The sequence below is a fragment of the Paenibacillus sp. ALE2 genome, from assembly GCF_054113385.1.
The window spans coordinates 2,895,387-2,907,808 of record NZ_CM134213.1 but is presented as its reverse complement, the minus strand read 5'-3'; the positions used below and the strand labels follow the sequence as shown (position 1 = coordinate 2,907,808).

13 protein-coding genes and 1 tRNA gene are annotated in these 12,422 nt (G+C 48.0%); 5 read left to right on the top strand and 9 right to left on the bottom strand.

Going from position 1 to position 12,422, the window contains the following annotated elements:
* The first annotated feature begins 119 nt into the window (after positions 1-119).
* Positions 120-1,463: a 6-phospho-beta-glucosidase gene (locus ACXHJ1_RS12740; protein WP_457904719.1), complete on the top strand. Its 1,344-nt coding sequence runs from the start codon at positions 120-122 to the stop codon at positions 1,461-1,463.
* Between the two features lie 213 nt (positions 1,464-1,676).
* Here the strand turns inward: ACXHJ1_RS12740 and ACXHJ1_RS12735 are convergent.
* Positions 1,677-1,750, bottom strand: a tRNA-Arg gene (locus ACXHJ1_RS12735).
* A gap of 175 nt (positions 1,751-1,925) precedes the next feature.
* Here ACXHJ1_RS12735 and ACXHJ1_RS12730 point away from each other — a divergent pair.
* A complete protein-coding gene (locus tag ACXHJ1_RS12730) occupies positions 1,926-2,219 on the top strand; it encodes a DUF4870 domain-containing protein (protein ID WP_031462107.1) in 294 nt (97 codons plus the stop codon).
* A gap of 309 nt (positions 2,220-2,528) precedes the next feature.
* Here ACXHJ1_RS12730 and ACXHJ1_RS12725 read toward each other — a convergent pair whose 3' ends face one another.
* Positions 2,529-2,888: a hypothetical protein gene (locus ACXHJ1_RS12725; RefSeq protein ID WP_031462108.1), complete on the bottom strand. Its 360-nt coding sequence runs from the start codon at positions 2,886-2,888 to the stop codon at positions 2,529-2,531.
* A 163-nt stretch (positions 2,889-3,051) separates the two neighbouring features.
* Here ACXHJ1_RS12725 and asnB point away from each other — a divergent pair, with 163 nt between their 5' ends.
* Complete coding sequence (gene asnB, locus ACXHJ1_RS12720) at positions 3,052-4,896, top strand: asparagine synthase (glutamine-hydrolyzing) (protein WP_457904718.1); 1,845 nt, start codon at positions 3,052-3,054, stop codon at positions 4,894-4,896.
* A 165-nt stretch (positions 4,897-5,061) separates the two neighbouring features.
* On the opposite strand, the gene ACXHJ1_RS12715 is transcribed toward asnB, so the two are convergent.
* The 3 genes from ACXHJ1_RS12715 to ACXHJ1_RS12705 all read right to left on the bottom strand — a co-directional run bounded on the left by ACXHJ1_RS12715 (position 5,062) and on the right by ACXHJ1_RS12705 (position 7,607).
* The gene (locus ACXHJ1_RS12715; protein ID WP_013372746.1) at positions 5,062-5,694 is read right to left on the bottom strand and encodes an XTP/dITP diphosphatase; all 633 of its coding nucleotides are present in this window, start codon (positions 5,692-5,694) and stop codon (positions 5,062-5,064) included.
* Entirely contained in the window at positions 5,694-6,455 is a 762-nt protein-coding gene (rph, locus tag ACXHJ1_RS12710; protein ID WP_457904717.1) for a ribonuclease PH, read from the bottom strand. The genes ACXHJ1_RS12715 and rph overlap by 1 nt, the downstream gene beginning before the upstream one ends.
* A 93-nt stretch (positions 6,456-6,548) precedes the next feature.
* Positions 6,549-7,607 (bottom strand): GerMN domain-containing protein, encoded by a 1,059-nt coding sequence (locus ACXHJ1_RS12705; RefSeq protein ID WP_457904716.1) that lies wholly within the window; start codon positions 7,605-7,607, stop codon positions 6,549-6,551.
* Between the two features lie 153 nt (positions 7,608-7,760).
* On the opposite strand from ACXHJ1_RS12705, the gene ACXHJ1_RS12700 reads away from it, so the two are divergent.
* Together ACXHJ1_RS12700 and ACXHJ1_RS12695 are read left to right on the top strand one after the other, a co-directional pair.
* Positions 7,761-8,318, top strand: a complete 558-nt coding sequence (locus ACXHJ1_RS12700) for a phosphatidylglycerophosphatase A family protein (protein WP_016818531.1) — start codon at positions 7,761-7,763, stop codon at positions 8,316-8,318.
* A 71-nt stretch (positions 8,319-8,389) separates the two neighbouring features.
* A complete protein-coding gene (locus ACXHJ1_RS12695) occupies positions 8,390-8,827 on the top strand; it encodes a GNAT family N-acetyltransferase (RefSeq protein ID WP_457904715.1) in 438 nt (145 codons plus the stop codon).
* 150 nt (positions 8,828-8,977) lie between these two features.
* Here ACXHJ1_RS12695 and ACXHJ1_RS12690 read toward each other — a convergent pair whose 3' ends face one another.
* The 4 genes from ACXHJ1_RS12690 to ACXHJ1_RS12675 form a co-directional block, all read right to left on the bottom strand.
* On the bottom strand, positions 8,978-9,763 hold the full coding sequence (locus ACXHJ1_RS12690) for an SDR family NAD(P)-dependent oxidoreductase (protein WP_126666262.1): 786 nt from the start codon (positions 9,761-9,763) through the stop codon (positions 8,978-8,980).
* Positions 9,764-9,867: 104 nt separating this feature from the next.
* Positions 9,868-10,506 carry a TetR/AcrR family transcriptional regulator gene (locus ACXHJ1_RS12685; protein WP_457904714.1) on the bottom strand — a complete coding sequence of 213 codons (639 nt, stop codon included), beginning with the start codon at positions 10,504-10,506 and terminating at the stop codon, positions 9,868-9,870.
* A 166-nt stretch (positions 10,507-10,672) separates the two neighbouring features.
* On the bottom strand, positions 10,673-11,308 hold the full coding sequence (locus ACXHJ1_RS12680) for an NAD(P)-dependent oxidoreductase (protein WP_240753229.1): 636 nt from the start codon (positions 11,306-11,308) through the stop codon (positions 10,673-10,675).
* Between the two features lie 90 nt (positions 11,309-11,398).
* Positions 11,399-12,409 (bottom strand): MBL fold metallo-hydrolase, encoded by a 1,011-nt coding sequence (locus ACXHJ1_RS12675; RefSeq protein ID WP_457904713.1) that lies wholly within the window; start codon positions 12,407-12,409, stop codon positions 11,399-11,401.
* Positions 12,410-12,422 lie beyond the last annotated feature (13 nt).

Below are 12,422 nucleotides of genomic sequence, written 5' to 3'. Positions count from 1 at the left end.
TTGTCACCTTCCCCAAATAAGTTTTTTAAAAGCGCTTGACCTGTAATGCATTACAGGGATTACAGTGAATTTGAGCTTAAGAAAGAGGTTTTAAAAAACATACTCAGGAGGCACTAACCATGAAAAAAGGCATAAAGATCGCAACTATTGGCGGAGGCTCCAGCTATACACCAGAATTAGTAGAAGGTTTTATCAAACGTTATGCAGAGCTTCCCATCCGGGAATTATGGCTGGTAGATATTGAAGCAGGACGCGAGAAACTGGAGAACGTAGGGGCCATGGCCCAACGGATGGTGAAAGCCGCCGGCATTGATTGTGAAGTACATTTGACACTGGATCGTCGGGAAGCCTTGAAGGATGCCGATTTTGTAACGACCCAATTTCGGGTAGGCTTATTGGAAGCCCGGATTAAAGATGAAAGTATTCCGTTAAAACACGGTATGATCGGTCAGGAAACCAATGGGGCTGGTGGGATGTTCAAAGCTTTTCGTACCATACCCGTTATCCTCAGTATCGTAGAAGATATGAAAGAACTGTGTCCGAATGCATGGTTGATTAACTTCACCAACCCTGCGGGCATGGTCACCGAAGCTGTGCTTCGTTATGGTCAGTGGGATAAAGTCATCGGATTATGTAATGTTCCAATCGGCGCGATCAAGAGTGCATCGGCTGTGCTGGACAAACCGGAAGAAGAGCTGTTCTTTAAATTTGCAGGAATTAACCACCTTCATTGGCACAAAGTTTATGATAAAACTGGAGAAGAATTAACAGAACAAGTTATCGAAGGACTGTATGCTCCTGGCGCAAAACCGGAGAAGGTCGTTGAAAATATTAAGAACATGCGCTTCCTGTATGATCAGGTTCGTCAATTGAAAATGCTACCTTGTCCTTACCATCGGTATTACTATATGACCGATAACATGCTCAAGGAAGAATTAGAGGAGGCCAAAAACGAAGGAACTCGGGGCCAAGTCGTCAAACGTCTGGAAGAAAGTCTGTTTGAATTGTACAAAGATCCGAATCTGGATTACAAACCAGAGGAATTATCCAAACGCGGCGGTGCGCATTACAGCGATGCTGCCTGTGAAATCATCAACTCTATTTATAACAACAAAGGCACATTGATGGTAGTTAGTACGCGTAACAACGGTGCGATTGATGATGTCCCTTATGATAGCGCCATCGAAGTAACTAGTGTTATTCGCGCGCATGGTGCGGAGCCTGTCAACTTTGGCAAATTCCCTCCAGCACAACGGGGACTGCTGCAAGTCATGAAGGCGATGGAAGAGCTGACCATTGAAGCGGCGGTCACTGGTGACTATGCGACAGCACTGCAAGCCTTCACCTTGAATCCGCTCGTTCCAAGCGGCGATATCGCCCAAACTGTGCTGGATGAATTGCTGGAAGCACACAAAGAGCATCTGCCGCAATTTTTTGCTCATAAAGAGAAGGCGACAGTATAAAGCCAGAATCAATGATACTGCCGGAACACAAAAAAACTTCCTAATATTGAATTAGGAAGTTTTTGCTACGTCCCAGGAGGGATACTCTCCCTACGGTCGAGACTGCGAAGTTTATGCTAACGATGCTTAGCTCCGACGTCCCCCCAAGGGGTTCTCATCCCACTGGAACACAAAAAAAACTTCCCAATATTGAATTAGGAAGTTTTTGCTATACGTCCCAGGAGGGATTCGAACCCCCGACCGACGGCTTAGAAGGCCGTTGCTCTATCCAGCTGAGCTACTGGGACAAAATGATAATCCATAAAACCTTATGTATTCAGTGCATTAATGATTATATCACATTTTGGGCAACTGTCAAAAGCATTTTTTCATTATACAGGAAAGCAGGCTGCAAAAGGAATCATTTGGACGCTAACGGGGTATTATGTACAAAGAACGATGCCAAAAAGGAGGGGTTAATCCGTGAGAGGCCTTTTGTCTTCACTTTGTTATTTTAGCATTTTTTTCGCACCTTTTCTGGTGCCGGTCATTGTGTGGATTGCAGTCCGGGACGAATATGTTCAGGGACACGCGAAAAAAGCCATTTTATCGCACATTTTCCCCATTATTGCGGCGATTCCGCTAGTTTATTTTATTATCACTGCCAATCATGCAGGCTCGGTTATCGGGTTTGTAATGCTATTCGTAGTGGTCTATCTCGGCGTTTTTGTCTATAACATCTACAAAGGGATCATGACGCTGCGTGAAGCGGCCTAATTCAAAAGAAGCCTCTCGCATTCGCAATTTTGACGAATACAGAGGCTTCTTCAGGGTCATTTATAAATGAGCGTTTCTCAGTTTATGACTGTTTATTTATTACCGAAGCGTCTAGGACTTCTTCGCACCTCATGTCTTACATTTTTCTCCATCACTTCTTCCGCGAACTCATTGTTATGAATATAACTGCTGCCTTTGTTTTTCTTATACTTCGATTTGCCGTCTATGATTTCCCCCTCCTTTCACGCTGATCTGGCGATGGCGCCGGTGTCCAAATTAACAAAAGCCGAGGTATAGCACACCATATCCTCATGCCCCGAACTCCTTGGCAAACTCTGTACTAAGCTGCCCATAGGAGAGCAATTCCCTTTTGAACTTTTCCCGTTCCTCACCAGCGGTAATGTGCGTAGAGTCCGTAAAAGCCTTGTCGGTCACTTCTTCAAATGCCGAATGCAGATTATTGTCATACCAATCCAGCTCCAGATCGGCATCATTGCGGATGATCCGTACCATGTCATAATCAGGCTGACCATCCTTCTGATTCGTAGCTGTGATATAAACCAGCAGCTCCGGGTCATCTGCGGCACCGGGACGCACTTCTACCTCAGCACAGCGCACTCCGTCAAGTTCAGTGAAGCGGCGTATTTTGGCATCCTTGATGTAGTACATTGTCTCCCTCCTTCCTCACGTGTAGGCGGGTTGCCCCATCTGTAGTTTTCGGAACGGACAGACATTTTATGCTTCTTTTCGGCATATATACTGATGAACTGGGGATTTAGTTTTTGATTCATTCCAACACTGGATGAACACGACAAAGAGAGGATGAATAGACATGTGCGGAATTACAGGTTTCATACAGTGGAACGGAGATTTAATGCATCAATCTGAGCTGCTGCTAAATATGACGCAAACGCTCTCCGATCGCGGACCGGATGCTGCGGGTACCTGGATATCCAATCCGTGTGCCTTCGGACACCGAAGACTAAGCGTAATGGACCCGGAAAACGGCGCTCAGCCCATGATCCGGCAGCTTGAGGATATCACTTATACGATTGTATATAACGGGGAAATATATAACGCGCCTGAGCTGAAAAAAGAGCTGCAACAACGTGGGCATTTTTTCCGTACACAATGTGACACAGAGGTACTGCTCGAATCTTATATCGAATGGGGCCCGGATTGTGTAGATCGGTTGAACGGCATTTTTGCGTTTGCGGTCTGGGATAGTGAGCGGGAGCAGGTATTTCTGGCACGAGATCGACTGGGAGTGAAGCCGCTATTTTATAGCCAAACTGAAGATGTATTTGTATTTGGCTCCGAACCCAAAGCCCTACTCCAGCATCCAGCGGTAGAGGCGGCAGTAGACGCCGAGGGATTGGCAGAAATTTTTATCATTGGGCCTGCACGCACCCCCGGACACGGCGTCTATTCGTCGATGAAGGAGCTGCGTCCCGGGCATACCCTCACCTACAGTCGCGACGGCGTACGCATTCAAGCCTATTGGAAGCTGGAAAGCATTGCGCATGAGGATAACACCGAAGAAACGGCACTCAAGGTACGAGAACTGTTAATGGATACCGTGGAACGGCAGCTTATTTCGGATGTACCGGTATGTACCTTATTGTCTGGCGGGCTGGATTCAAGTGCTCTGTCCGCATTAGCAGTTGATTATTACAAACGTACCGGGCAGGGACAAGTTCATACGTATTCGGTCGATTATGTGGACAACGACAAGCATTTTAAAGCCCATGCGTTCCAGCCCGGAGCCGATGCTCCCTGGATACAGCGGATGGTCGATGAATTAGGGACAAATCATCACTGGATTGAATTCGATACACCAGAAGTTGTAGCCGCTCTGAGCAACTCCACGCTAACGCGGGATTTACCCGGCATGGCGGACGTGGATTCGTCACTGTATCTCTTTTGCCGGGAGATTAAAAAGGGCGCTACTGTTGCCATTTCTGGTGAAGCAGCAGATGAAGTGTTTGGCGGATATCCGTGGTTCCATCGGGAGGATATGCTGAACTCAGGCACATTCCCGTGGGCGGTTGCTCCCGATATGAGAGCGAGTCTGCTATCCCCCGAAGTGCGGGACTGGATCAAGCCGCTGGAGTATTTGAACGACCGTTACTCAGAAGCAGTCGGAGAAGTACCAAAGCTACCGGGGGAAACAGGAAAAGCTGCGCAAATGCGCGTCATGTCCTATTTGAACATCACCCGCTTTATGCCTACCCTGCTGGATCGCAAGGATCGGATGAGTATGGGGGTCGGACTCGAAGTACGGGTGCCGTATTGCGATCATCGGTTGGTGCAATATGTATGGAACATTCCGTGGAGCATTAAGATGACAGGCGGACGTGAAAAAGGTATTTTGCGCAAGGCGCTGGAGGGCGTATTGCCGGATGATGTGCTGTATCGTAAAAAAAGCCCGTATCCTAAAACGCATAATCCCTCCTATCTTGCCGCTGTGAAAAAGCAGGCGCTGCAACTGCTGGATGATTCCTCTTCCCCACTGCTCAAGCTGATCGATACGAAAAAGATACGGGATATTGCCGCCTCACCGGAGGCATCCACCAATCTGCCTTGGTTTGGCCAGCTAATGTCGGGTCCGCAGTTGTTTGCTTACTTGACCCAAGTGGATAACTGGCTACGCACTTACAAGGTGGCTATTCGATAAAATGTGCTAACTGCTTAAGCCGTAAACTACGAGATGGTAACCGCCTGTTTTTCTCAATGCATGCTATACGTGGAACAGAAAATACCAAAAAGGCTATCCGCGCCTATGACTGACGGATAGCCTTTTTTTCGTATATGACAGGTATATATTCAACCTGCTGCCAAACTATGCCTGTGGATTTCCCAGCTTTGTTGCCAAATTACGCAGGGCTATGCCTCGATGACTGATAGCCTGCTTTTGTTCCAACGTCAGCTCCGCCATTGTCTTTTCAAACTCTGGCAAATAGAACAGCGGATCATACCCAAACCCACCGCTGCCTGCGGTTTCAGTCGTAATCCAGCCTTCCACGGAGCCCGTCGATTCCAACGTCTCCCCAGTCTGTGGATTATACAGAATCAAGGTACAGACGAATTGAGCCGGGCTTAGCAAAGGCTGTCCGGTATCATCACCAAGCTGCTTTGATTCCAGAACATCAAGCAGCTTGATATTGTTTTCGTGATCGCTGGCGCCTTCTCCCGCATAACGGGCCGAATATACGCCTGGCGCACCATCCAGCAAATCCACGCACAGGCCGGAATCATCGGCCAGCACAGGCAATCCGAGCACATCTCCCACCGCTTTGGCTTTTTTCAGCGCATTTTCGGCAAAGGTTGTGCCATCCTCAACGACATCAGGAATGTCTGGATAATCGTACATACTTCTGACTTCCTTGCCAAACGGCGCAAAAGCATGTGCAAATTCCCGCACTTTCCCTTTATTCTTCGTAGCGACAATGACAACCGGACCATCCAGTCGCATTAGGCCCCAGCTCCTGTACGTCCAGCACCGATCTTATCGGCAATCGGTCCGAGCACTTCTTTTTGGCGCTCGATCATTTGCAAAATCCCTTGTTCACCCAAGCTAAGCAGCTGATCCAATTCATGACGGTCAAATGGGCTTTCTTCCCCCGTACCTTGCAGCTCGACGTATTTTCCACTGCCAGTCATGACGAGATTCATGTCCACCTTGGCCTTGGAATCCTCTTCATAATTCAGATCCAGCAGCGCCTTGTCACCAACAACCCCTACGCTGACGGAAGCCAGAAAATCCGTAATAGGGAAAATAGGCAACTTGTGCTGGATCGCAATTTTATTTACTGCAATCGCCAACGCTACGAAAGAACCGGTAATGGAGGTTGTACGCGTCCCGCCGTCCGCCTGAATGACGTCACAGTCCAACGTAATCGTCCGTTCACCAAGCGCCTGCAAATTGACAACCGAACGCAACGCTCTTCCGATCAGACGCTGAATTTCCATAGTACGGCCTGTCAGCTTGCCGCGCGCAGCTTCACGCTGATTGCGGCTATGTGTCGCCCGCGGAAGCATGGAATATTCGGCGGTCACCCAGCCTTTTCCTTGGCCCTTCATAAAGGGAGGAACGCGCTCTTCCACTGTAGCCGTACAGATGACTTTCGTCTCGCCAACCTCTATAAAAACAGAGCCCTCCGCGTATTTATTTACTCCTGCTGTCAATTTCATCGGGCGCAGCTCATCACCGTTTCGTCCGTTAGATCTACTCATGCTTTTTCCTCCTACGTCGTATGCAACCTGTTCTTATATGTTTATTTTACCAAAGTGTGCAGGCAAAAGCACCCCAATGACGATTCCCTGTCCTTAAAGAGGAATTTCGTTAATGTGCTGCGGCTTGGCTACAGGCTCTCCATAATTTTGATTATTTTGTCCAATCACGCTTTTCTCACCATTCAGTTCAATGCGAATCTTCGTTTTGACCGCATCATCCGAATTGTCCGCTGCTGTCAGTACGACCGATTCCAAAAATTCAGCAGGTACGGCCTCCCCTTTGGCAAACATATCATCCGAGAGTGATACCGTAATGACGTTATCTTTGGAGCGTTCTACCGATTTCAGCGCCGTCTCCCCTGTCATCACTTCCTGCAATCCATCCTTGGTCTGTGGACCTTGAATTAATTGATGTAGAGCGGACTGGACACGATCTTTTTCCGGACTGACCAGTCGTGTTACAGGTACATAATATTGTACTCCAGCAGGCGAAGATGAAGAGAAATATACGGTGACTGGACTGGAATCCAGAGGGGTCACACCATGACCGACCTCCAAATTAATCCCTACTGCGCGCGTGAGCGGATGGTCCAGTGGTGTGCCGCCAACAGGCATTTCGTTCAGCTTTTTACCATCCACCCAAATCTGCACGCTTTTAATATCGGGACGGTCGGTCAAGGTCCAAGCCAAGCTTTCCATTAATTTGCGTTCTTCCTGTGGCTTATAGTTGGCGAAAGATTTGTTAAATTCGACAACAGCCAGCTTGTTATCCTTGTCCACTGTCACACTTTTCACTTCTGTACCCTGAGGCAATACACCTTTAAATCCTTCTGGTAATAAGCCGGCATAAGGCCCGCCCTCAACCAGTGTTTCCAGCGCCGACTTGGCATCTGCCTGTACATCGCCTGAAGCAATCGGTAAAGATACAGGGGCCAGCAAGCCGTTATGATCTTGCAAAAAAACAGCCCTCAACTGCCCGGTAGTGGCAGGTGCTTTTCCGGTTACAGCCTTAATCATGGACTGCTCTGTCGTGGACGGCGGAGGGTCAATGGACGCGGCTTCGTTGCCGAAAAGGCTGCATCCGGACAACAACAGAGGCAGGGATAGCAGCCCGGCTACAGAGGTCATACGCCATGGGTGTTTTATGTTCATAAATGAAGTTCCTCCCTAACAATTTTGTACAGATTGTACTAATATGTATACGAGCCCCGCGTAAAAAATAACTACTTTTTTAGCAGACTGGACACACTGGTCATAATTGCAGTAGAAAATTAGGATCTACACGAGGAGGGTAACTTCAACTTTATGGACAAGAAAAAAGTACCTTACAGCCTGAATAGTAAAAAGGTAGCCGATGCCACCCGTGAGTGGCTGCACAAGCGTGGTGTAAGTATGACTGAAATCGCAGAACTGGTTATGCTTCTACAGAAAAAATATTACCCGAACCTAACGATGGAAGAATGTATGGACAATGTGGACAAGGTGTTAATGAAGCGCGAGGTTCAAAATGCCGTGCTTACGGGCATCCAGCTAGATATTCTCGCGGAACAGGGGGCTCTTCTTCCCCCATTGCAGGATATGATTGAGAATGATGAGGGATTATACGGAGTGGATGAAATTCTAGCCTTTTCCATCGTCAATGTGTACGGCAGTATTGGATTTACCAATTACGGTTATGTCGATAAGCTCAAACCGGGTGTGCTGGAACGCCTGAACGATAAAAGCCTTGGGCCGATTCATACGTTTCTGGACGACATTGTGGGTGCGATTGCAGCCTCGGCCAGCAGTCGTATCGCCCATCGCAAGCAGGCAGAGCGCGAGCAGGAGCTTGGAGAAGAAAGCGCACCGAATACAACACGGTAACAATGACATGTCAGTTGCAAACAATGCGTTGGATTACAATAGATATATACAGGGTAAGAGGAGAACTAGACATGACAGACGTAATTGCCGGATATACATTCCGTACGATGCAGGCTGATGATTACGATCAGGCCATTGAGCTGTGGAATGGCTTAGACGGATTGGGATTAAGTGAGGCCGATTCACCGGAGCGGATTGCACGATTTTTGCAGCGGAATGAAGGACTTAGCTTTGTCTGTGAGTACGCTGGAAACATCATAGGCACGATTTTAGCAGGCCATGATAGTCGCAGAGGGTTTCTGTATCATCTGGGTGTAGCCACAGAACAACGTGGTCATGGGATTGCGCCCAGACTGGTGGATAAAGCGTTATCTGCTTTGCTTAAAGAAGGTATTGATAAATGCCATCTGTTTGTGATGGAGCATAACATAGGAGGTCAACGCTTCTGGTCAGCTAACGGCTGGGAGAAGCGAGATGGGATTTTATTATATTCGCGAGATCTAGGATAGCATCTGAACGCTTGATCTATATAAATTAGGAACGCCGGGGCTGCTGATTCTATTGAATTAGAAGCAATCAGACCCGGCATATAAGAAATCTCAGCTTATTGAGCGGTAATCCTGATTAAAGTATAGGCTATCTTGATTCATAAATTGCAATCAATTTTGAGGTCGTAGTGTACGTTCCACAATGTTAAGTGTGGATTGACGAGAGAAAAATCGGGATACTTGGGCTACCCAATAGTTTTGTCGACCCGATATCATATGACTGCGCCCTTTTTCAAATGCTTTCAAGGCATTATTGACGACAGTCTGGGGTGTTTCTCTGGAACCTACAGAGGCTTCACTGGAGCCTACCACATCAAAAAATGAGGTTTCGGTTGCACCTGGACAGAGGGCGAGCACTTTGAGTCCTCGTTTTCGATTTTCGGCCCACAGCGCCTCGCTAAACGAAAGTACGAATGCTTTGGTTGCTCCATATACGGCCATATAGGGATCAGGCTGAAATGCAGCGGTGGATGAAACATTGATGAGTCCCCCATCCCGGTTACGCAACAAATCAGGCATAAATGCATGTGTGATATCGACTAAAGCAGCCACATTGAGCATCACTTCCTCATGCTGTCTTTCTCCTGAAACCTGCTCAAAGTACCCGTAGGTGGCAAAACCGGCGTTGTTGATAAGAAGATCTACCTTGAGTTGTTGATTTTGAACCTCCTGATGCAATGTTTGGGGAGCTTCTGACGAAGATAAATCCAGCGCAATCACCGTAGCTTTTACGTTATATTTAGCGGAGAGTTCTTTCGCCAGTGCTTTTAGTTTTTTTTCATTGCGCGCTACCAAAATGAGATTACATTGCTTAGCCGCGAGCGAATAGGCAAATGCCTCACCAATCCCGGATGAAGCCCCTGTGATGAGTGCTGTTTTGTTTGCATACCTAAACATGATGATGACCTCCATAGTATCGTCGTTTTATTTAAGAAACACTGTTACCACTACTCTATAATGAACTGAAGCCATCACGATGACGACCTCAGTACACTTCATATTTACGCTGGAGATGAAGAGGGTTTACATACATCGAGCGTATTCTTCAGTGTAAATGCATACACCTCTTGGGCCATGTCCACAGTCAAAAAATGACCTGCAAATTGTAGATGTATCACCCCGTGTAAAGCTGACCACAGCATTCGGACAACCAGCAGTGGGTCCTGTTCTTTCAGTGCTCCCTGCTCCATAGCATGTATGACGGTTTGTAAGATTCGCGATAATGCCGTTGTGGTACCCTCCAAGCTCTGTTCATCCGGCTTAAAATCAGATAATGCCCCGCCAAACATCATTTTGTAATAGGCTGAATGAAGCCGCGCAAATTCCCAATATGCCCAGCATAAAGCTTCCAGATCAGCGAGTACGTTTTTCGTAACAGGTACTTGTTCAAAGGTTTCAGCCAATAGCCGGCATCCATCCAGATACATCTCATTGGCAAGACCGTCCTTACTGCCAAAAATACTGTAAATGATCTTGGTGGAACAGCTTAATTTCTGTGCAACTCGCCGTACAGTCACTGCCTCAGGCCCTTCTTCTGCAAGAAGGATGCATGCGGCATCAATCACATTTTTACGGAGCAATTGCTGCTGCTGTAGCTTCACCTCAGAATAGGTTTTATAAGGTTGCGATGACTCAGACATCGTTCAATGCACTTCCTTTATTCATCTCAGAAACACTGTTTCCTTATAGAATCATAGTATTCCATCCCTAAATGTTTGTCAAATAAAAAAGAGCGCAACATAAGTAGATACACTTACTGCGCTCAGGTTTGGATGTTAAAAATGAAGCTATGTTTTGCGTCCACGATCAATAGGCAATGCCCACCCTTGTGCGGATAAAATCGCAACTTGTCCATTGACGATAGGTAAAATCAGCTGTATCCGCAGTGGTAATTTGTGAGCCGTCTTCGGGCAGAAAATCTTTTTCCACGCGATATACACCTGTACGTCCGCCATCTGGCAAATAGGTTGGACATACGATTGTCCAATCTAGTGCTGATTCACGCAGCAATTCGTACACTCGCCGATGCTCCTCGGCCGCGCGGGTGCTGCGTCGCCGGGTATCGGAGGACTCGTACCGATACAGGCTCGGTTCGGTCCGGCTTTGCAAAATCCCTGCCGTTCCTACTGTTATGAGCCGGTGAATGGACTGCTCCTGCATCAGCCGGATCAGCAGACCTGCACTAACGGATAAGGTGGTGGTTCCATCTGTATTCAGCGCACTGATCACAACTGTTGGCCCGCCTTTCAACGCTTGTGCTACGTCCTCCGCGTTGGTGGCATTACCTTGTACAATTTGCAGCTGTGTCCCGTATTGGGATGCGAAATCCTCCAACTTGTCCGGTGAACGAACTAGGACAGTTACGGTATGACCATCCGCTAACGCATATTCTAATATAAAACGGCCCACACGTCCGGTAGCTCCCAGCAGCAGCAAATTCATAAAAGCCTCTTCCCCGGCATGCATGCCGTTCATGTTGTTCTGTCATGTTGCATTGTCATATCACTATACTCGCTCGTTAACTCCACGCCATTATTGATAGCAAAGAGGATAAAAGCGCGTGATAGGACTCTCCTCACTCATAGAGGCTCGTTCACGGCGCACCAGCTCCACCAGGTGGGCCAGCGTCTCAGACATGGCAAACCTTAGCTGGTGAATTCCCAGCTTGTCGCCAAACACGGCAATGCACAGCTCATAAGCTGTGCTGCCTTCCGGTTGGACGAGCTGCAAGAATTTGTCCAGCCGTTCTTCATGATGCGCCAGCAATGCTTGCGTCCGTTCGCAAAAATATCCAAACGGATTGCGATGCCCGGGATATGCCCATGCCACCTCTAGCCCACCTAGGCACTGCAAGCCGTCTATATAAGACTTCAGCGGCTGGGCATCACTACCGGGCAGCAGACTGATATTAGGGGAAATCTGCGGCAGCACTGCGTCACCGCACAGAATAACGCCGCTATTCGGCTCATATAAGGACACGTGTCCAGGCGCATGCCCTCCAGTCTCTACGGGCATCCAGCTGCGTCCGCCTAATTCCAGACGAGCGTCTATTCCGGTAGGAATGAAGGTAATCTCAGGCTGCGGATTCACTTGCAAATAAGCCTGCTGCATATGTAATTCCAAGGCTGATACCTGTTCCAAAGGAAAGCCATGCTGGACAAAAAAGCTGGGCAGCCTCTTCTCCATAGCGGTCGTCAATTCTGGAGCGTCCCACATCATCATCGCTTCCTGATGGCTGCGAGCTGACATATGTACGCGAGCCTGACCTTGCTGCTGCATCCACCCCGCCAGTCCATAATGATCGGGGTGATGATGAGTCACCACAATGTCTGAAATATCCTCAAAGGACATTCCCAGCTGTTGGAACACATATGCCCATTCCGCCTCTGTATCCAGATTGCGCGGACCTGGGTCTACAATTGTAAAACCGTGCTGTCCCTTGAGCACATAGCTATTCACCCAGCGCAGCGGAAAGGACATGGATATTTTGACCTGAAAGCCTCCATCTATTCGCTCACACGGCGTAAGCTCTGGCAATTTCATGGCTTCCCCTCCG